The organism is Candidatus Poriferisocius sp. (genome assembly GCF_965219815.1).
Classification (GTDB): domain Bacteria; phylum Actinomycetota; class Acidimicrobiia; order Acidimicrobiales; family Bin134; genus Poriferisocius.
This window is the reverse complement of sequence record NZ_OZ244791.1, coordinates 2486136-2506335: the sequence shown is the minus strand read 5'-3', so window position 1 is coordinate 2506335 and position 20200 is coordinate 2486136. Positions and strand designations below refer to the sequence as shown.

Sequence of the window (20200 nt, the reverse complement as noted above, 5' to 3'; positions counted from 1 at the left end):
GAACGGCCCACCGGTCTCTGACTGGTGGGCCGTTCTCATCTAAATTCATGGCCATCCTGCTATGAGCAGCACCGCTGAAGTCACCGGCACACCCGCAGATCTCACCGCAGTTCCCTCCGCGCCCCTTAAGCGCAGGGCGCAGGCACTGATTGCCGACCTAATGATCCTTGCGATAGTGGCGGTTATATCGGTGTGGCAATTCGGGCTGCGGCTGCTCGATGGCTACAGCGACGTTGCAGAGTTGCTCCTTGCCTGGCTATTTGTGGCAGCCATACCTGCGGCGATTTTATCGCTAATGCTGACTGACGCCGTCCGAATTGGGCAGACACCGGGCATGGCCTTACTTGGCATCCGAGTCGTCCACGACGGTTCCGCAAGGCGTGCTGTTCCCACAAGCGACCCGCGAGTGCCACTGCCTGGGATCCCCGCGCTTTGGCGTGATGTGCGGGTGCTTCGAATAGCCGGGCAAGTCTTGGTAGCGGTAGCAGTGATCGCAGCGCTGAGGTTGCTATTCCACAATTTGGTCACCGGTATGGACGAAACCGGCATCTCCCGGGATTTCGACGTCCTGCAAAGACCCACCAACTTTGAAATTCGGGACGCAAACTTTGATCTTCGAAACCCAATTTGGAAGGGGATTCTGGCCGGGATCAAGAACACCGCGCTGGTCTCGGTGGTGGGCATCTTTATGGCCTCTTTGATCGGATTGTTTGTGGGTATCGCCCGGCTTTCCTCCAACAAGCTGGTTGCGTGGCTGGCCACTCTGTACGTAGAGACCCTGCGCAACATCCCGCCGCTGGTGGTGATCATGTTCTTCGGCTTCGCACTCTTCACTTTCGGACCATTGCCTGCATGGGCCATCAGCCGCGGGCAGTTTCCCTGGGAAGGACGGTGGCCGGGTTCCGACAGCAACTACCTGATCATCAGCAAGGACCGCTGGGGCATCCCATCGCTAGCCTCCAGCGGCAACGTCGGGCTGTTCTGGGTGCTGGTGCTTGTCGCCGCAATCACTGCCATCGCTGTAGGCATCTGGCGAACTCGGCGCAACACTGCCACTGGGATTCCCCACCACCGGATGCTCTGGTCGCTCGCCGTGTTCACCCTTGTCGTGGTGGTAAGTTTTGTAGCTCTTGGCGGGCCTTACGATTGGTCCTGGCCAGCAGTCTCGGACAGCGGAAGGAGAGTCTCTGGAGGGTTTGCCACTAACTCTGGCTTCATGGCCCTCACCATTGCCCTGGGCTGTTATACCGCCAGCTTCGTTGCCGAAATTGTGCGGGGTTCCATACTGGCCCTTCCCCGAGGTCAAGGGGAGGCTGCTTCAGCCATTGGTCTCAAGTCCTCTCAGCAGTATCGATTTGTGATCCTGCCCCAAGCGATGCGGATCGCCATCCCGCCCTACATCAGCGAGTGTCTGAACCTGGCCAAGAACACTTCCCTGGCCATAACCGTGGGGTTCTTCGACGTCACCCTTTTGGTCCAAACGGCAATCGGCAATGGAAACCCTGCACCTCAGCTAATTGGAATCCTCATGGCCGTCTATTTGCTGATCAGCCTCATCATCTCACTTGTGCTCAATCTGTATAACCGCTCAATTCAGCTCAAAGAACGATGACATCTCCACCGACCACAACTGCCATAGAGCAGAAAATCAGCCACTCCGTCGGTACCCGTACCGCCGCCATTGTTGGGTTGATAACCGCGATCCTCGGTCTGTTCATCGTTAGTTCCAATGGGCCTAGCACAGTGTTCGGCTGGGGAACAGTCGCCGTCGGTCTCGGGACTTTAGCAGCCCTCCGCGTACCCCAACTGCGCAAGGACTTGTTTAATACCTGGTATAACGCTCTAGTCACCATCCTTCTTGGGGTGGTGGGGGTCTACGCAATCTATCGAGGCGGGAAATTCTTGTTCCTCTCTGGGCAGTGGGAAGCAGTGAGGCAGAACCTCACCTTGCTCATGATTGGGACCTTCCCTCGTTCTGAGCAATGGCGACTGGTGGTGCAGACCTACTTGCTGGCCTCATCTATTGGGATTGCCTGGGGTACAGTGGTGGCCAGCAACCGAGATCGGGCCATCGAAATCGGGACGGCGTTCGAACGGCACAGCGTTCTAGGGTTAGCACGTCGCTATTGGGCCATCCTGGTCTTGCTCATTGTCACCTTGATATTCACTGGCACTATCTGGCCAACGTTACTCACCGTCTCTGCTTTGGCCCTCGGTCTAATTCTGCGCCAGTCGGTCATGCGGCTGCCGCGCCAACTCCGAAAAGTCGGATGGTTCGCAGCAGGTCTGACCGGCATCGTGTCATTTCAAGTCCTGACCGGTACAGGAGGGATCAGCTGGTGGTGGACCAGTGCCCTCTTTTCTTTTGCCGCCCTTCAAATCGCCAGCGCGAAAGACTTCAGCAAGTACTTGGGAACTATGATTGTTTGGCCGGTCTCTGGCCGCACACGGCAAATCACCGCCAAAGATCTGGCCAGATTCAAACTGGCAGCCCAATTTTTGTCTGTGGTCGCAGCAGTCGTCGCAGTACGAGTGATCTACTGGTTGATCGGAGAGACCTCAAGCGTGGGCTGGGACAACTGGGCCGGGCTGCACCTCACCTTGGTGGCGTCAGTTGCTGCCATCATCCTAGCCTTCCCGATCAGCCTGCTCCTCGCCATCGGAAGACGGTCCTCACTCCCTGTGGTGCGCTGGTTATGTGTGGGGTACATCGAGTTCTTCCGGGGCGTTCCCCTCATCACGCTGCTATTCGTAGCCAGCATCTTCATCGGGTTCTTTTTGGATACCGACACGCCACTTTCCCTGCTAACCCGAGCAATCATCATGTTCACAATATTCAGCTCGGCATACTTGGCCGAGGTGGTGAGAGGGGGACTGCAGGCGGTTTCCCGAGGGCAGGTAGAAGCTGGCCAAACAGTCGGATTGCAGCCGTTCGGGGTTACACGTCTCATCGTTCTGCCCCAAGCTCTGCGGGCTGTGATCCCCGCGATGGTGGGCCAGATCATCAGCCTCTTCAAAGACAGCTCGTTGTTGTCCATAATCAGCATCGTGGAACTGGTGAGGGCCCGCGAGCTGATCCACGCTCAAGCCGGGTTTATAACCGCCACCCACGCTGAGACCCTTGTATTCGTTGCCTTTGCCTATTGGGCCATCAGCTACACCATGTCTAGAGAGAGCCAACGCCTCGAGCGAAGGCTCGGAGTTGGAGAACGATGACCAACACGCCCACATCTCCCACCGTCAACAGCGATGCCACCCAAATTGGCGACCTGGAACCGATCGTAGAGATGATCAATGTGGACAAATTCTTCGGGACATTTCAAGCCCTGTGCGAAATCAACCTCAAAGTAGGCACTGGTGAGGTGGTGGTTGTCATCGGGCCTTCAGGGTCTGGTAAGTCCACCTTGATTCGCTGTATCAATCGCCTTGAACACCATGACCAAGGAGACATAGTCGTAGACGGCATCGAACTCACAGAGGATCTCCGCAACATCGCCATGATCCGGCGCGAAACCGGCATGGTGTTCCAACAGTTCAACTTGTTCCCCCATCTCTCGGTTATGGACAACATCACCTTAGGACCCCGCCAAGTGCTCAAAATGCCAAAGAAGCAGGCCGAGGATCGAGCGATGGAACTCTTGGAGCGGGTCAAGATTCCCGAGCAGGCTCGCAAGTTCCCCGGTCAGCTCTCCGGCGGTCAGCAGCAGCGCGTGGCTATTGCCCGGTCGCTGGCCATGCAGCCCAAGATCATGTTGTTCGACGAGCCGACTTCGGCCCTTGACCCAGAAATGATCTCCGAAGTACTCGACGTAATCCTCGAATTGGCCAAAACGGGTATGACCCTAATAGTGGTTACCCACGAGATGGGCTTCGCCCGAGAGGCCGCCGACCGGGTCATCTTCATGGCCGACGGCGAGATCGTCGAAGTAGGCGAGCCCGAGCACTTCTTCACCAACCCCCGAGAAGAACGAACCCAACTCTTCCTATCCCAAATATTGTAAATCCAAGCAGGAACGGAGCGCTATTGCTGACACTGGAGAAAAGACAAGGACAATATTCAAGTGCTATGTCATAATCAGCTATATAGGCGCTGGACTGTGGGAGTCTTAACCATAAATAGAATTAGTATGTGAGAAACAAAACGATGAGAATGCCGCTTATGTCAAGCCTATTGAGTCTTGATGGCGTATTTGTGAGGTTTTGCTTCAGCATGACGGATGTCTATCAGGTCGATTCAGTGTTGTCAACTCATCCTTGTGGGCCATATACCCTCAAGCGGAAAACAGTGCTCCCAGACTATCCTCGGCAGCCCTTCACCAAGGCCAATCTGGCCACCTGCAAATGGCCAGACTTCTGCTCACACCCTAGGTGTGCTACTGATGTAGGCGGCTGAGGTATGGAGGTCCGCTGGCTGCATTTGGGGTAGACGCGCAGCACCCGGATGCGGGATGCAGTCGTCGATCGCTGTGAACTGAAAGTGCATTTGGGGGCGACGCCTGCTACAGAGGCAACAGACTTCACGTCGGTCTGCACCTGGTAGCCGGGCTGGAGCTTTTTGCAACGCTTACAGCGCCGCTTGGCCAGCAGACTACTCAGACGGTCAAGGACCCTCCACACCCCAGTATTAGAAATCTTGATGTCGTGGTACCGCTGGATGTACATGGCAATATTCGAAGGGCTGAAGTGGTAGCATTACTACAGATGCATCATCTTGGCAACCACCTCTGACTTGGTGGCCCTAGTGGTGTGTCGCGGATTTGGTGATCCGGTCGAGGGTTGCTTTTCCTGAGGCGACTTTGTCGATTATTTGTTGGGCTGTGCGGGTCCATGTGAAGGGTTCGGGGTTGTCGTTCCAGTGCTCGACCCACCAGTCGATGCGGTTCTCGAGTTCGGCGACCGATGAGAAGCTGGTGTTGGTCAGGGCTTTGCGGGTCAAAACGCTGAACCAGGTCTGGGTCTTGAGCTTCCCCCCTAATCGTGGAGAGTTTGTTTTTGAGGGTCGGGGTTGTGGGCCTGTTCGTATTCTACGGGGCTGGTCATTCCGATTGCGGAGTGGAGGCGGTGCTGGTTGTACCAGGTGTGGACCCATAGGGTGATTTCTCGTCGGGCCCGGGCTCTGGTGGTCCAGGCTCGGCGTGAGATGAGCTCGTGTTGGAGGGTGGAGAAGAACGACTCGGCCGGCGCGTTGTCCAGCGCGTTGCCGGTTCTTCCGGTGGACCGTGAGATGCCGAGCCGCCGGCAGGCGGCGGCGAAGGCTTCTGAGGTGTATTGCGATCCCTTGTCCGAGTGGAAGATGACGCCTTTGACGTTGCCGCCTCTGGTGGCGACCGCGGTGTTGATGGCCTGTTTGGCCAGCTCGGCGGTCGGGTACCGGTCGGAGGTGGCGAAGCCGACCATGCGCCTGGAGTAGAGGTCCTCGACGGTCGCGAGGAACACCGGGCCCTCGGCGGTGGGAACCTGTTTGAAGTCGCCGCACCATTTCTGGTTGACCCCTGTCGCGCTGAAGTCGCGGCCCAGAAGGTCTGTGGGGGCCGCATGGGAGCTGTCGGGGCTGGTGAGGCCCTTTTTGCGTTTGGGGCGGGCGCACAGGCCCTGGCGGGCCATCGAGGCCTCCACCGTCTTCTTCGACACCGACAGGCCATCGCGTCGCAGCCGGGCGCGCACCCTGGGCGACCCGTAGGTGCCGTCCGATTCGTCGAACGCCTTTTTCACCTCGGCGTCCAGCGCCCGGCGACGCCGCTGCCGATCGGTCAGCGGCCGGTCGAGGTGCTTGTAGAACGTGGATTCCGCCACGCCCAGCGCTCTGCAAGCCACAGAGTGAGGCACACCGTGGTCGGTCCTTTGGGCCGCGATGAACCCTGCGGTCACCGCGTCGCCTCGTTGACCCAAAGGACCACGGATCGTTTGAGCACATCACGCTCCATCTCCAGCTCGGCGACCCGGCGGCGCAGCCGGGCCAGCTCGGCCCGCTCGTCGCCGCTCAGCCCGCCCGAGCGCTCGTCTCGGTCCCGGCGCACCCAATTCCCGAGCGTGCCCTCGTTGACGCCGAGCTCCCGGGCGACGTGGGCCACCGGCCGGCCGGTCTCCTTGACGATCCGGACAGCCCCATCACGGAACTCCCGGTCATAATCTCTTCGCGGTCTGGACATAGCTCCTCCTTATAGAGCATGTCTCCACGAAAAGGGGGGAACCTCAGTCTGTCAGTTTTTCTGTGTAACCGGCCGTGATGGTTTTCATTTGATGTTGTCGGCGATGCGGTCGCGGTAGTGGGCGTTCAGTGTGTTCAAGGTGGCTTTCCAGCCGTTGGTTTTGCCGGTGAGGTTGCTGCGGTTCTTTCGTCTGGTGGTGGCGACAAGGTAGAGGATCTTCATGGCGGCCTGCTCGTTGCGGTGAGTGTCCTCGGTGTCGCACGGCTCGTCGGAACCGGGCGTTGAGGCTCTCTGTGGCGTTGGTAGCGGGTATGAAATGGGGGGCGCTGGGGGCGCTGGCGGTCTGGGGTTGTAGGTTCCGGGTTGTCGGGTTCGGGGCGCTCAGGAGGAACAGCTAGGGCAGGCCGTTCTTACACAGTGAGCTGCGAGCTCGTGTTAGTACTTGGCCGCCCCTGCGACTGGCCCGGCTGCGCTGAGAGCGCGAATCCGTTTTTGTCGTGTCCGCCCGGCGGTTCCTCGGAGGAATTGGAGAGGAGCAGTCATATGCGATGGATCGGTATGGATGTCCACCGGTCGTTCGCGCAGGTCGCCGTCGTCGAGGACGGGGTGTGCCGCGAAGAAGGGAGGATCGGTGTGCGTCCAGAGGACTTGCGGGCCTGGGCTTCGGAGTTCTTGGAGCCCGATGACGAGGTGGCGCTGGAGGCGACCACGAACTCCGATGCGATCGCTGCGATGCTGCGCGGGGTTGTTGGGCGGGTGGTGGTGTCGAACCCTCGCAAGACTCGGGCGATAGCGGAGGCGAAGGTCAACACCGACAAGGTCGATGCCCGCATCCTCGCTCAGCTCCTCGCAGCTGATTTCTTGCCTGAGACCTGGGTCGCTGATGACCAGACCCGGCGTCGCCGGCGGCTGGTGGCCCGGCGGGTGCATTTGGTGCGCCAGCGGATGCGGTTGAAGAACCAAGTGCATGCGATCTTGTCGCGGAACCTGGTGCCGACGTGCCCGCACGCGGACCTGTTCGGCGGCGTCGGCCGCCGCTGGCTTGCCCGACAACACCTTCCCGACGACGAGCAGCGGTCAGTGGACGCCCTGCTGCGCCAGATCGACTTCCACGGCACCGAGCTGGGCGAGGTCGAGAGGGACATCGCTGCGGACGCCCTGGATGATCCAGTGATCGCCCGGCTGATGACCGTGCCCGGGATCAATGTCACGGTCGCGATGTCGATCGTTGCCGAGGTCGGGGACTTCGCCAGGTTCCCGACCCCGGAGCAGCTGGTGTCCTATCTCGGGCTCAACCCCAGTGTGTCGCAGTCCGGCGACAGTCCGGCCGGATCACCAAGGCCGGCCGCGGCCAGGCCCGCGGCATGCTGGTCGAGGCAGCTTTCGCCGCGTCGAGGGCGCCGGGACCGCTGCGGGCGTTCCATCGACGCGTCAAGGCCCGGCGGGGCTGGCAGATCGCTACCGTCGCCACAGCCCCCAAGATGGCGGTGCTGTGCTGACACCTGGTGACCAAACAAGAGGACTACGCCTTCGCCTGCCCCAGCCTCGTCGCCCGCAAGCGCCGCAGCCTCGAGCTCGCCGCGGGAGCCGAGTCCCGCCGCGGACCCGTCGCCGGGCCGTCGCGCGACTACCACATCAAACGGCTGCGAGACGCCGAGAAGGCACTCATCGAGCAACAAGAACACGCCTACGAGGTCCTCGTCGCCCACTGCCAACCCCAAAAACCCGCGCCCGGCGGTTGACAATCACATCCGTGGTGTACACGACCCGGCGCAGCTCGGCGGGGAACTCCAAGAAGGGTGTGAACTCGTCCCAGGACTGGCGCCATGAGCGGATCATGGCCGGGTATGTGTCGACCCAGTCTTGGGCGAACGCCTCGAAGCGGGCCTCGGCGGCCTCGACGGTGGGGGCGGTGTAGATGTCCCGCATTGATCGGGTGATGGGCCCCCAGTGGGTCTTGGACGCGTAGCGCAGGCTGTTGCGGACCATGTGCACGACGCAGGTCTGCACTGTGGCGTCGGGCCAGGTGGCGCGGATCGACTCGGGCAGGCCCCTCAGCCCGTCGCAGCACACGATCAAAGCGTCGGCCAGTCCCCGGTTGCGCAGCTCGCCGAGCATGGCCGCCCACTGCTTGGCGCCCTCGCCGCCGGTGGGCCCCAGCCACAGGCCCAAAACGTCGCGCTCTCCGGCCAGGTCGACGCCGATGGCGACGTAGACGGGCCGGTTGGCGACCTGGGAGTCGCGGACCTTGATGGTGATGGCGTCGATCAACAGCACCGCATACACGGGCTCGAGGGGCCGGTTCTGCCACACGGCCATGTCGGCGACGATCTCGTCGGTGATCTCAGAGATCGTCTCCCGGCTCACCGACGTGTCGTAGATATCGGCCAAATGCGCCTGGATCTCTCCGGTGGTGAGGCCCTTGGCGTAGAGGCTGATCACGTTGCCCGACAGCCCGTCGAGGCGGCGCCGGTGCTTGGGCACAGTGACGGGCTCGAAGGTCCCCGCCCGGTCGCGGGGTACCGCCAGGTCGATCTCGCCGATCTCGGTGGTTACCCGCTTGGGCGACGAGCCGTTGCGCGAGTTCCCCGACCCGCGGCCCTCCGGGGCGTGGCGCTCATAGCCCAGATGCTCGGTCATCTCGACCTCGAGGCCGGTCTGGAGGACCTGGCGCACCAGCCCGGTCAACAAGCCGCCGTCGCCGGTCAGCTCCACCCCCTCGGACCGGGCACGCTCAACGAGGAGCTCAGCCCAGTCCTGCATCGCCGCCTCACCAGCGGCCTCTTCCGCCGGCACAGCCGGCATATCCTGATCAGTCATAGACATGATCCTTCCCGGCCCGCAGCACCCGGCCGCGGACCCTCAGATCACGCCCGATACACAAAATTCCCGAGTGTGATTGTTGTGGTTGCCGGGGCCCTCGGCCAGGGGGTTACGGTCCGGTCCTGCGCTTGGCGTTGACTCCACAAAATATTGGCCGTGTGCCTGTTGTCAGACGTGTCGCGTCGAGTGCGAGGCCGGCAGGTGCGCTCCTGTCTTGAAGGGAGCCTGATTTTCTCGACTCGGATGTGACGAAGCGCCCCTGCCGATCCCGGACCCACCGGAGCATCACTTCCAGCAGGAGCAAAGTATGACAGCACCAGTCGGGGGCATCGACCCCCACCAGGACACATTCACCGTCGGCATCGTCGACCACCACGGCCAAGATCCCCGACCCGGTCGTCGAGCTGGTCGTGAACCTGCGCGCGGAGCTGTAGTAGCCCGACACCGACACTCCCAGCACCAGGCACGTCATTTCCACCGGAAGCCCTTCTGCGGCCATCACTTTGATCGCCGCGAACCGCCTTTTGGGTGGACATCGCCCTTCAACAGCTCCGTCGCCCTGCGGTGGATGGCCAGCTCGCACTCGAGCTCGCGAACCCCCCTTCGCAGCACCGCCGACCCGGCATGCTTCGCTGTGCTAATTCCCGGCTCCACGCCGGCGTCGATGCGCGCCTGCCGGCGCCATGTGTAGATCGACTGATCGCTGATCCCCAGCCCCGCAGCGATCTACGCGACCGGCCGGCCCGCCTCGACCAGACCGACCACACACTGCCGGAACTCTGCGGGATAACCCCTCGGTGCCATAGAACCTCCCCAGGTCCATGACAGCAGAATCCGACAACAAACCTACGCCAAACCCAGGGACACCCAGACCCTCCGGCCATACCAGGACGGTTCAGTCAGTTGTAGAACTAGACCTCCACCATCACAGACGGCTTGAGCGCACCCCTGGCTCTTCCTGGGCACCCCTGATCTGGAGATCTGGCAATCCAGAACATGCAACTACTGCCTGTCAACGTCGGCAGATCTCACCAATCCGCACCCGTTACCAACGAAATAGAACTTTCGGATTTGACACGGGGGGGGGGGGGTAAACCTCATCTCCATGATTCGCAAACTTCTGTGCCTTTCTATTGGATTCGCCCTCCTCACCGGTGCCTTTCTGATCGCTTCCAAATTTCTCCAACAAGATGCATCTGCACACGACTTGGTAGAAGGTGAGACGCAGTACCGCGATGAAACCAGATACCGTACAGTCACCAAATACCGCACCGAGACCAAAACGCGAACAGTCACCAAACACCGCGATGAGACCAGATACCGTACAGTCACCAAACACCGCACCGAGACCAAAACGCGAACAGTCACCAAACACCGCGATGAGACCAGATACCGTACAGTCACCAAACACCGCACCGAGGTCAGAAGCCGTATGGTGACAAAGTATAAGGACGTGACTAGGTTCCGGGAAGAAACTCGTTACTACACAATTACGAGACACAAAACAGTCAAACAACCGTGTGAAACAATAATCATTGGAGGTCAGACAGGTACATACTGTCCACCGCCCGAACGGATCTCATATCAAGTACAGGTCCCTTACGAAGTAACTGTACCTTATACGGTTCGGGTGCCTTATCAAGAGCAGGAAATCTATACAGTCAGGGTACCTGTTGAGATTACGGAAGCTTACACCGTCAAAGTGCCATATACAGTTAAAGAAACATACGAGGCACAAGTCCCGTACCAAGCTCAAGAAGCGTACACAGTCAGAGTTCCTTATCAAACTACGGAATCATACAACGTTCAAGTCCCATATCAGGTTCAAGAAGCGTATACAATTCGTGTTCCATACACAGTATCCGCCAATGTTCCTCATGTACACTGTGAAGGCGGAAAAGTACTTACAGGTTCCGATACCACCTGCTCTACCACACCAACCCCAACAGCCGAACCGAAAGAGTCACCATTTACGATTACGAGCGCTACCTGTGCTTCCACAGGTGCCAATAAATGGACTGTCACGATCACCTGGGACCCTGGCAGCACCACAACCGGGCACACCTACTACCGGATACACCAAGACGGCGGCCTAAGCAGAAAAAACGGATGGACCACATCAACAGCCAAAACCATCACCCGAACCGACATCACCGAACCCGGCCGATACTCCATATTCCTCGATACCTACGAAACCAAGACCACCACCTCCAAAAAACTCTCCAGCACCACAGATAACACCACTTGTACCAAACCGCCAACACCATCAACGATTACGAGCGCTACCTGTGCTTCCACAGGTGCCAATAAATGGACTGTCACGATCACCTGGGACCCTGGCAGCACCACAACCGGGCACACCTACTACCGGATACACCAAGACGGCGGCCTAAGCAGAAAAAACGGATGGACCACATCAACAGCCAAAACCATCACCCGAACCGACATCACCGAACCCGGCCGATACTCCATATTCCTCGATACCTACGAAACCAAGACCACCACCTCCAAAAAACTCTCCAGCACCACAGGGAACACCACCTGCGACTACATCCCCCAGCCAACCAACTTAGAAGTGCGGTGTTCAGCCTTCGGAACGACTTTGGCAGTGTCCTGGACTGCGGTAACACCTCCACCAGATGTTCAGATACATTACCGGGTATCCACGGTCATTGCGGGCCACACAGACCCTGCCGATCGGACGGTGGCCCACCCGACAACATCAGTGCATGTGAAAAACGCCGTGAAGGGAGCACTGCACACCGTCACTCTAACCGCCGAACAGACAGACGACACAACCAATACTTCAGGCCCAACAGTGTCAAGTCCTCTCCGCTGCCCAGAGTCACCCAAAGCCCCACGCACTATGACGACTTTGTGCATTGATGATACATTAACAGTCAAATGGAATGCCCCTACAAGTCAATCTCACAATAGACCAAGTTGGTATAACGTGCGTGTATTCCAAAGAAATACCAGCGATATAAATGACCAATTATCAGATTACATTCACAATAACCTACGCGAGACCGTGACAACATTCGACATAGACCGAAATGATGGAATTTGGCCAGGGCCCTACTATGCACGGGTCATGGCCGCAAACCTTGCAGGCCCATCCGACTTTAGCCAATACGCAGTCGAAGCCAATTGTGTAAATTCACGTCCTACTTCTATGAACGGCATTTCCGAGAGCCGAATAGCTCTATTTGCCACCCCTGGCCCACATTATGATGATGTTGCTTGTTCTGCTCGCATTATATATCATCACCCACTAATTGGATTGTTCTTTGACAGCATTCAACATCAAGTCGTAACCTGCTATTACCATTATCATGCAAAAAACTGCCCTAAAGGTAGCGTCATGTATGAAAGCGAATTAGAAGGACCAAATGTATATGCGGGGGGCAGACGTGATTCAATAAACAACGCACATTGGTCATATTTCGTTTGGTACGATTGCTATGTGCCCGACAATACTGACAATTCGCTGATCGTGCCGGCAGTGACAATCACTGGAGGCACCGGCGTAGCCGAAGGTGGCGGTGCGGTGTTCACCATAGCTGCCACCTCAGGCACCGCCAGTTCGGTGGCTGTGAACGTTGAGGTCGCCCAACAAGGGGTGTTCACGACAAACACAGGGTCGCGCACCGTCACCGTCAGCGCCGGCGGCACCGCCACCATCACCATCCCCACCGCAGACGACTCAGCCGACGAACCCGACGGGTCAATCACCGCCACCGTCCAATCTGGCACCGACTACACCGTCGGAACTCCGTCGACCGCGTCGGTGACTGTGTCCGACGACGACCCGCCAACCCCAGTACCCGATCCAGCGTCAGGCTTGAAGCTGAACTCCGGTGACAAACGATTGACGGTACTGTGGTCGCCCTCGGCCACATCTGAGGGCTTGTTGGGCTATCGAGTGCAGTGGAAGCTGTCGTCTCAGACGTGGGATCAGGCGGTGTTGGCCAACCAGTTCCACTCGACCACCGACACCCGCCACACCATCAGCGGGCTGGCCAACGGCTCGGCCTACGACGTGCGGGTGGCCGCGTTCAACGCCAACGGCGTCTCAGACTGGATCACCGGCCAAGCCACCCCCGCAAAGCCGAAGCCCAAGCCCGAGCCCTCTTTGGCGTTCGACTCTGTTTCGTGCGCGTCGTCGGGCTCGGGCTGGGTCATCTCGGTTACTTGGAGCAAGACCCCCGAAAGCCTGAAACCGGACATCTGGGCGAACGAGGCGAAGAACCGCGGCCACCGCGGCCGCCAAACCGCGGTCGCGGGCACCTCGACGACGTTCGACGTGCCAAACGCCGGTTGGTATCAAGTCGGAATGCAAGCCAAGATCGCCGGAAACAAGAAGGTAGGCGACAGCGAGCCGGTGCGCTGCCGATAGAACCGCACCCCCGGAAAAACCTGAGACAGCTAAACCCGCAGAGGTCCGCTGTGGGCGCTCAGCGGCGCTGTGGGGCCGCTGTGGTGACCCTCGACCCCCCGGAGCCAGCGGCCGCAGCCCGCCCTGGGCGCTCTCAGCTCGGCTGTGGCGGGCGTCGGGGGCCTGGGCGCTCTCGCCCTCATCCGCCGGGAGACCGGGATGGTCTTCCAACAGTTCAACCTGTTCCCCCACCTCACCGTCATCGACAACATCACCCTGGGACCCCGCCAAGTGCTGAAGATGCCCAAGCAGCAGGCTGAAGACCGGGCAATGGAACTCTTGGAGCGGGTCAAGATCCCCGAGCAGGCCCGCAAGTTCCCCGGCCAGCTCTCCGGCGGTCAGCAGCAGCGGGTGGCCATCGCCCGGTCGCTGGCCATGCAGCCCAAGATCATGCTCTTCGACGAACCGACGTCGGCCCTCGACCCCGAGATGATCTCCGAGGTGCTCGAAGTGATCCTCGAGCTATCCCGAACCGGTATGACCCTCATCGTGGTCACCCACGAGATGGGATTCGCCCGAGAAGCCGCCAACCGGGTCATCTTCATGGCCGACGGCGAAATCGTCGAAGTAAGCGAGCCCGAGCACTTCTTCACCAACCCCCAAGAAGAACGCACCCAACTCTTCCTGTCCCAGATTCTCTAAAGTCAGCTCCCTCCGTATCCGGCCCAGCAGGTTCAGAAACGGAGCAATCCGGTCTCCCGGTACCATTGGCGGCATGAATGCCATTTCCCCGCTGACTGAGAACGTTGCTCCTCCTGGCCTCAAAGGACTGATCGTGGCTGATACGGAGGTGGGCTCAGTCCGCGGGGACGAGGGGTGGTACCACTACCGAGGGTGGAATGCCGCCGCGCTGGCCCGAAAGCACTCGTTTGAGGCGGTGGCCCATTTGCTCTTGAATGGCGCACTGCCGGACAGCGCTACTGAGGAAACATTCCGGGCGGAATTGGCCGCGGCCCGTCAGCTGACGTCGGAGGCTGTTGAGCTGGTGGCCGCGCTGGCCAGGACCGATCTGCCCCCGATGTCGATATTGCGAAGTGTGCTGGGAGTAGAGGTAGATCCTCGCCCCACCTTGGACCTTGAGCCTAACGAGCGACGGTCTGCGGTTATGCGGGCCATCGGAATCACGCCAACAGTGTTGGGGGCAGTCAGCCGCATACGCTCCGGCGCAGAACCGCTGGGTCCCGATGAGTCGCTATCCCACAGCGCCGATTACCTGCGCATGACCTTGGGTGAGACGCCGCTTCCTGAGCACGCCCGGGCGGTGGAGACCTACTTGTGTTTGACCGCCGATCACGGTTTCAACGCCTCCACTTTTACGGCCCGAGTCATCACCAGCACCGGCACCGACGTGGCCGGGGCATTGGGCGGAGCGCTGGCCGCGTTGGCCGGTCCGCTGCACGGTGGGGCACCGGGTCGGGTGTTGGACATGCTCCACGCCATTGGCCATCCCGACAACGCGGTGCCCTGGATCGCGGCTGAGCTAGAAGCCGGTCGAAAGATCATGGGGTTCGGCCACGCGGTGTACCGGGCCGACGATCCCCGCTCTGAAACTCTGAAAGCCGTGGCCATCGAGCTGGGCGGCGAGTTGGTGGAACGGGCCCTCGACATCGAGAGCCGAATCCTGGCCTATCTGGCTGAGTGGAAGCCTGATGCTGTGATTGTCACCAACGTGGAGTACTACGCCGGAGTGGTGCTCCACCTGGCCGGTCTGCCCCAAGAGGCTTTCACCCCCACCTTCACCACCAGCCGGATCGTCGGCTGGGGTGCCCATCTGCTTGAGCAGGCCGCCAACAACAAGATCATTCGCCCCAGCGCCCGCTACACCGGGCACCTCCACAACGGCGACTAGGCGTCGAACGCGGCCAGAATTTGGTCGGCGGCCGCTGCGGGGGCCAATTGCCCACCGGCCACCTGCTGTTCGATGAGATCAGACAGTTCGACCACTTCAGGGGAGGCCTGAAGACGGTCGCGGAGGCGGTCTTCCACCATGGCCCACATCCACCGCACCTGCTGGTCGGACCGGAGTCCAGCGAGCTCCCCGGAATCGCTCAGCGCTTGGTAGTAGGCCTGGATTTGGTCCCACACATGGTCGAGGCCGGTGCCCTCGATGGCGCTTACCGCCAGCACCGGGGGAACCCAGCTGGGGTTGGCCGGGGCGGTCATGGCCAGCGCGGCCCGATAGTCCCGCACGGCGCGCTGGGCAGCGATCTCGTTGCCGCCGTCGGCTTTGTTCACCACCAGGGCGTCGGCCAGCTCCAACACCCCCTTCTTGATGCCCTGGAGTTCGTCGCCGGCGCCGGGCAGCATCATCACCAAGAAGAAGTCCACCATGTCGGCCACCGCGGTCTCCGACTGGCCCACCCCCACCGTCTCCACCAACACCACATCGAATCCGGCCGCCTCCACCACGGTCATGGTCTCGCGGGTGGTGCGGGTCACCCCGCCCAGCGAGCCAGAAGATGGCGACGGGCGTATGTAGGCGGCGTCGTCGATGGCCAGGTTGGGCATCCGGGTCTTGTCGCCCAGGATGCTGCCCCCCGACACGGTCGAGGACGGGTCTACCGCCAGCACCGCCACCCGATGATCCTGTGAGGTGAGATAGGTGCCCAATGCGTCGATGAAGGTGGACTTTCCAACCCCGGGCACTCCGGTGATCCCTACCCGCCGAGCGCCGCCGGTGTGAGGCAGCAGCCGTTGAAGAAGCTCAGTAGCCGATGTCCGATCATCTGGCTTGGTGCTTTCCACCAGGGTGACGGCCCGGCCCAGCCAGGTGCGGTCGGCTCCCAGCACCCCCTCGACACAGGCGTCGAGGTCGATCACTGGCGGTTGTCCAAGGCGGCCAGCAAACCCAGGGCAGCGTCGGCGATGACCGTGCCGGGCCCGAATATGGCCTCGGCCCCCGCAGCCCGCAGCTCGTCGTGGTCGCTGGGCGGGATCACCCCGCCGACCACGATCATGATGTCGGCCCGGCCCAATTGCTTCAGTTCGGCCCGCAACTCGGGCACCAGGGTCATGTGCCCGGCCGCCAGTGAGGATGCCCCCACGATGTGCACGTCGGCCTCCACCGCTTGGCGGGCCACCTCGGCCGGAGTCTGGAACAGCGGTCCCACGTCCACGTCGAAACCGAGATCGGCGAAGGCAGTAGCGATCACCTTCTGCCCTCGGTCGTGGCCGTCTTGGCCCATCTTGGCCACCAATATGCGGGGCCGGCGCCCGGTTCGGGACGCGAAACCAGCCACTGCTTCTCGCACCTCGCCGGTGCCACCGCCGTTGCTGTCGCTCTGTCCCATCTCTGATTGGTATACCCCGGAGATCGTTCGGATCCGGGGCGCATGGCGACCATACACCTTCTCCAGCGCGTCGCTGATCTCTCCCACGGTGGCCCGAGCCCGGGCCGCGTCTACCGCGAGAGCCAGCAAGTTGGAGTCTTTGGTACCGACGGGCCGGTCGGCCCCAGCAGTCAGCGCGTCCAAGGCACGAGCGCAGGCCTCGCTGTCCCGGTCGGCCCGCAGCCGCTCCAACCGGGCGATCTGAGAGGCTCGCACCTCGGCATTGTCCACCTTCAGCACCTCGATGCCCTCTTCGCCGTCCACCTGGTAGCGGTTCACCCCCACCACGGTTTGGGCGCCGGAGTCGATGCGGGCCTGGGTGCGGGCGGCGGCCTCCTCAATGCGCATCTTGGGGATTCCGGCCTCGATGGCCTCGGCCATGCCACCGGCGGCCTCCACTTCGCTGATGTGCTCCCAGGCCCGTTGGGCCAGGTCGTGGGTGAGCCGCTCCACGTAGTACGAACCGCCCCAGGGGTCGGCCACCCGACAGGTGCCCGACTCGTGCTGCAACAGGAGCTGGGTATTGCGGGCGATCCGGGCCGAGAAGTCGGTGGGCAGGGCCAGGGCTTCGTCCAGGGCATTGGTGTGCAGCGACTGGGTATGGCCTTGCGTGGCGGCCATGGCCTCGATGGTGGTGCGGACCACGTTGTTGAAAACGTCCTGGGCGGTGAGGCTCCACCCCGAGGTCTGGCTGTGGGTGCGAAGCGACAGCGACCGGGGATTGGACGGATTGAACGGGCGCATCAGCTTGGCCCACAGAAGGCGGGCGGCCCGCAGCTTGGCCACCTCCATGAAGAAGTTCATGCCGATGCACCAGAAAAAGCTGAGCCGGGGAGCGAAGGCATCGATGTCCAGCCCGGAGTCCAGGCCGGCCCGCACATACTCCACCCCGTCGGCCAAGGTGTAGGCCAGTTCCAGGTCGAGGGTGGCCCCGGCCTCTTGCATGTGATAGCCGGAGATGGAGATGGAGTTGAACTTCGGCATGTTGGCTGAGGAGTAGGCGAAGATGTCGGAGATAATCCGCATCGACGGCGGCGGCGGGTAGATGAAGGTGTTGCGGACCATGAACTCCTTCAAGATGTCGTTCTGGATGGTCCCGCCCAGCTTTTCCGGCGCCACCCCCTGCTCTTCGCCGGCCACGATGTACATGGCCATAATGGGCAGCACCGCGCCGTTCATGGTCATCGACACAGTCATCTGATCGAGCGGAATACCGTCGAACAGGATCTGCATGTCGAGAATGGAGTCGATGGCCACGCCGGCCATGCCCACATCGCCGCTCACCCGCTGGTTGTCGGAGTCGTAGCCCCGATGGGTGGCCAAGTCGAAGGCCACCGACAGCCCCTTCTGCCCGGCCGCCAGGTTGCGGCGGTAGAAGGCGTTGGAGTCCTCGGCGGTGGAGAACCCCGCGTACTGGCGAATGGTCCACGGCTGGGTGGCGTACATGGTGGCGTAGGGACCCCGCAGGTAGGGCTCCAGTCCGGGGTAGGTGTCGCAGAAGTCCAGCGGGGCCCGGTCTTCGGCGGTGTAGAGCCGGCGCACGCCGAAACCCTCGGGGGTGGCCCAGGTGAGGTGGTCGGGGCTCTCGCCGGTCTGCGCCGCCACCAAATCAGCCCAACCCATCCCGTTGGCACCAGAGGCAGGCGGGGCGTGGAGGTCAACGCGGGAGAAGTCCGGGACGGTCACAGGCCCAACCTGTCGTGGATGGCTTGCAACGCAGCCAGCGCGTCGCAGCCCATGTAGATGTAGCCGTCGGCCCCCCAGCGTTCGTCGGGGCGACCGGCCAGCAGCACATAACCGCATCCGGCCTCCTTCAGTGCGGCCACCGTGTCGGCAGCGTGCTCCTGGTACATCTCGTCAGACGAGCACACAACGGCGATGGGCGTGCCCGAGGCCTTCCAGGCCGAGGCTGCTTCTGCCGGGTTCCCAAAGCTCCCATGGTCTAAAGCTTGGATCCCGCCCGCGGCCACAAGGTTCGCAGCAAATGTAGACCGGGCGCTGTGTGCAACGACCGGCCCGAGACTGGCCAGAAAAACCGACGGTCGCTTGTGCGGGCCTAGGACATACTCAGTTTGCCCAGATGCGGCATCAGCGGCATCCCGCAATGCCTCAAACGGCTCGGCCAGGCGTCGCGATCCGGGATCTGATTCCACCGGTGGCCGATCGACCGTTGGCTCATCGAGGTCGGGGAACTCGCTCACCCCGGTGAGCGGCAGGCGGCGGGTGGCTACGTCTCGGCTGCGGGCCTCATGGGCGGCTTCAATGCCCTCCGACAGGCTGGCCCCGGCCTCCAGCTCCTGGAACAGTCCCCAGGCAGTGCTGGTCAGGGCATCGGTGAGCGATTCGATGTAGTAGGAGCCGCCCGACGGGTCGATCACCCGGTGGACATGGGACTCCTCCCGCAACAACAACTGCGTATTGCGGGCGATCCGCAGCCCCAGCGGATCGGGCGCCCCGATGGCCGAGTCATACGGGCTGACGGTGATGGCATCGGCGCCACCCGCCGCGGCGGCGAAGCAGGCCACCGTGGTGCGGATCATGTTCACCCACGGGTCGCGGCGAGTCATCATGGCGCCAGAGGTAACCGCGTGCTGACGCTGGGCGGCGGGGTCGATGTCGCACGCCTGGGTCACTCGGGCCCAGAGCCGTCGGGCGGCTCGGAACTTTGCGATGGTCAAGAACTGGTCCACCCCGGCGGCGTAGCGGAATTCCAGCCTGTCCGCCGCCGTTGCCAGGTCGAGGCCCGCCTGTTCACAGGCCCGCAGGTAGGCAACTCCATCGGCCAGCGATCCGGCCAGCTCCTGGGCCTCACTCGCACCCTGGTCGGCCAATCGCGCTCCGTTCACAACCGCGACCAGCACGTTGCGGTAGTTCCGGTTCAAAGTGTTGGCCACTGCCTCAGCTACCGCGGGATCTCGGGGGTCCATCCCGAAGCCGCCTAGAGCCTCGTCTCGGGCCACTCCCCTGCTGTCCCAAAGGTCGACCAGATGCCAGATCGCGGCCTCGCTCCCCGGCGCCAACATGATCGGCACCGTTGAGGGAACGCCATCGAGCAGGTCGTCGAGTTCTTCCCGACTGGTTTCACCGTCGATGTGGAGTTCTATGGCATCAGCTCCCCCAGCCAATTCGTCCCGCACCGCGCCATTGCCGGTAGCGCGGCTGTGAGCCTGGCGAACTTGCCACGCGCCGCCCACAACCTTGCCGCCCCGGGTGAATGGCGCCGCACCGGGGAGACTGGTGTCTCCAGCGTGGTCGGCGCCGGTGTAGAGCGGTTGAATCCGAATGCCGTCGTAGGTGGTGCCCACCAGCTTCTTGTCAAACGGCGCCCCCCGCAGCACCTGCTCCACCAGCTCCATCCACTGGTCTCGCCCGGCCAGGTCGAAATCCCCAGCCAAGCTCATCACGGCGTCGCTCACCCCCTAATGGTACGTCCCGCCCCCTCCCTTCCCCCCAACCAATCT

Annotated in this window: 12 protein-coding genes and 4 pseudogenes; 7 read left to right on the top strand and 9 right to left on the bottom strand. The window is 61.6% G+C overall.

The features are described from left to right. The first annotated feature begins 61 nt into the window (after nucleotides 1–61). From ACOQPI_RS12015 to ACOQPI_RS12005, 3 genes are read left to right on the top strand one after another with little or no spacing between them, the layout of a single operon-like run. On the top strand, nucleotides 62–1612 hold the full coding sequence (locus ACOQPI_RS12015; protein ID WP_420619862.1) for an ABC transporter permease subunit: 1551 nt from the start codon (nucleotides 62–64) through the stop codon (nucleotides 1610–1612). Then, on the top strand, nucleotides 1609–3216 hold the full coding sequence (locus ACOQPI_RS12010) for an amino acid ABC transporter permease (protein WP_420619861.1): 1608 nt from the start codon (nucleotides 1609–1611) through the stop codon (nucleotides 3214–3216). The genes ACOQPI_RS12015 and ACOQPI_RS12010 overlap by 4 nt, the downstream gene beginning before the upstream one ends. Next, nucleotides 3213–4001, top strand: coding sequence for an amino acid ABC transporter ATP-binding protein (locus tag ACOQPI_RS12005; RefSeq protein ID WP_420619860.1), 789 nt, complete (start codon nucleotides 3213–3215; stop codon nucleotides 3999–4001). The genes ACOQPI_RS12010 and ACOQPI_RS12005 overlap by 4 nt, the downstream gene beginning before the upstream one ends. Nucleotides 4002–4738: 737 nt before the next feature. Here the strand turns inward: ACOQPI_RS12005 and ACOQPI_RS12000 are convergent. The 5 genes and pseudogenes from ACOQPI_RS12000 to ACOQPI_RS11980 all read right to left on the bottom strand — a co-directional run. Next, the gene (locus ACOQPI_RS12000) at nucleotides 4739–4936 is read right to left on the bottom strand and encodes a hypothetical protein (RefSeq protein ID WP_420619859.1); all 198 of its coding nucleotides are present in this window, start codon (nucleotides 4934–4936) and stop codon (nucleotides 4739–4741) included. A gap of 35 nt (nucleotides 4937–4971) precedes the next feature. Continuing rightward, nucleotides 4972–5868, bottom strand: coding sequence for an IS3 family transposase (locus tag ACOQPI_RS11995; RefSeq protein WP_420618059.1), 897 nt, complete (start codon nucleotides 5866–5868; stop codon nucleotides 4972–4974). Then, nucleotides 5865–6149 carry a transposase gene (locus ACOQPI_RS11990; RefSeq protein WP_420618060.1) on the bottom strand — a complete coding sequence of 95 codons (285 nt, stop codon included), beginning with the start codon at nucleotides 6147–6149 and terminating at the stop codon, nucleotides 5865–5867. The genes ACOQPI_RS11995 and ACOQPI_RS11990 overlap by 4 nt, the downstream gene beginning before the upstream one ends. A gap of 84 nt (nucleotides 6150–6233) precedes the next feature. Beyond that, nucleotides 6234–6371: a hypothetical protein gene (locus ACOQPI_RS11985; RefSeq protein WP_420619858.1), complete on the bottom strand. Its 138-nt coding sequence runs from the start codon at nucleotides 6369–6371 to the stop codon at nucleotides 6234–6236. Beyond that, a pseudogene (locus ACOQPI_RS11980) lies at nucleotides 6347–6456 on the bottom strand (transposase); the annotation flags it as partial. The pseudogene ACOQPI_RS11980 and the gene ACOQPI_RS11985, both read right to left, overlap by 25 nt. 251 nt (nucleotides 6457–6707) lie before the next feature. Between ACOQPI_RS11980 and ACOQPI_RS11975 the strand changes: the two are divergent. Further along, nucleotides 6708–7891 (top strand): annotated as a pseudogene (locus ACOQPI_RS11975) (IS110 family transposase). Here ACOQPI_RS11975 and ACOQPI_RS11970 read toward each other — a convergent pair. Further along, a pseudogene (locus tag ACOQPI_RS11970) lies at nucleotides 7845–8954 on the bottom strand (IS256 family transposase); the annotation flags it as partial. The pseudogenes ACOQPI_RS11975 and ACOQPI_RS11970 overlap by 47 nt on opposite strands. Before the next feature lie 3484 nt (nucleotides 8955–12438). Between ACOQPI_RS11970 and ACOQPI_RS11965 the strand changes: the two are divergent. The 3 genes and pseudogenes from ACOQPI_RS11965 (at nucleotide 12439) to ACOQPI_RS11955 (ending at nucleotide 15259) form a co-directional block, all read left to right on the top strand. Further along, complete coding sequence (locus ACOQPI_RS11965; RefSeq protein ID WP_420619857.1) at nucleotides 12439–13371, top strand: fibronectin type III domain-containing protein; 933 nt, start codon at nucleotides 12439–12441, stop codon at nucleotides 13369–13371. Between the two features lie 180 nt (nucleotides 13372–13551). Next, nucleotides 13552–14052: pseudogene (locus ACOQPI_RS11960) on the top strand (amino acid ABC transporter ATP-binding protein); the annotation flags it as partial. A 73-nt stretch (nucleotides 14053–14125) separates the two neighbouring features. Continuing rightward, on the top strand, nucleotides 14126–15259 hold the full coding sequence (locus tag ACOQPI_RS11955) for a citrate/2-methylcitrate synthase (protein WP_420619856.1): 1134 nt from the start codon (nucleotides 14126–14128) through the stop codon (nucleotides 15257–15259). On the opposite strand, the gene meaB is transcribed toward ACOQPI_RS11955, so the two are convergent. The 3 genes from meaB to ACOQPI_RS11940 are packed head-to-tail and all read right to left on the bottom strand — an operon-like array spanning nucleotide 15256 to nucleotide 20155. Beyond that, entirely contained in the window at nucleotides 15256–16230 is a 975-nt protein-coding gene (meaB, locus tag ACOQPI_RS11950) for a methylmalonyl Co-A mutase-associated GTPase MeaB (protein ID WP_420619855.1), read from the bottom strand. The genes ACOQPI_RS11955 and meaB overlap by 4 nt on opposite strands. After that, nucleotides 16227–18425 carry a methylmalonyl-CoA mutase gene (gene scpA, locus ACOQPI_RS11945; RefSeq protein ID WP_420619854.1) on the bottom strand — a complete coding sequence of 733 codons (2199 nt, stop codon included), beginning with the start codon at nucleotides 18423–18425 and terminating at the stop codon, nucleotides 16227–16229. The genes meaB and scpA overlap by 4 nt, the downstream gene beginning before the upstream one ends. Then, nucleotides 18422–20155: a methylmalonyl-CoA mutase family protein gene (locus ACOQPI_RS11940; RefSeq protein ID WP_420619853.1), complete on the bottom strand. Its 1734-nt coding sequence runs from the start codon at nucleotides 20153–20155 to the stop codon at nucleotides 18422–18424. The genes scpA and ACOQPI_RS11940 overlap by 4 nt, the downstream gene beginning before the upstream one ends. Nucleotides 20156–20200: the final 45 nt, after the last annotated feature.

Bases quoted from the DNA above. Each gene is read 5' to 3' on its own strand.
- ACOQPI_RS12015 (WP_420619862.1), top strand. From the start codon at position 62: ATGAGCAGCACCGCTGAAGTCACCGGCACACCCGCAGATCTCACCGCA.
- ACOQPI_RS12010 (WP_420619861.1), top strand. From the start codon at position 1,609: ATGACATCTCCACCGACCACAACTGCCATAGAGCAGAAAATCAGCCAC.
- ACOQPI_RS12005 (WP_420619860.1), top strand. From the start codon at position 3,213: ATGACCAACACGCCCACATCTCCCACCGTCAACAGCGATGCCACCCAA.
- ACOQPI_RS11990 (WP_420618060.1), bottom strand. From the start codon at position 6,149: ATGTCCAGACCGCGAAGAGATTATGACCGGGAGTTCCGTGATGGGGCT.
- ACOQPI_RS11985 (WP_420619858.1), bottom strand. From the start codon at position 6,371: ATGAAGATCCTCTACCTTGTCGCCACCACCAGACGAAAGAACCGCAGC.
- ACOQPI_RS11955 (WP_420619856.1), top strand. From the start codon at position 14,126: ATGAATGCCATTTCCCCGCTGACTGAGAACGTTGCTCCTCCTGGCCTC.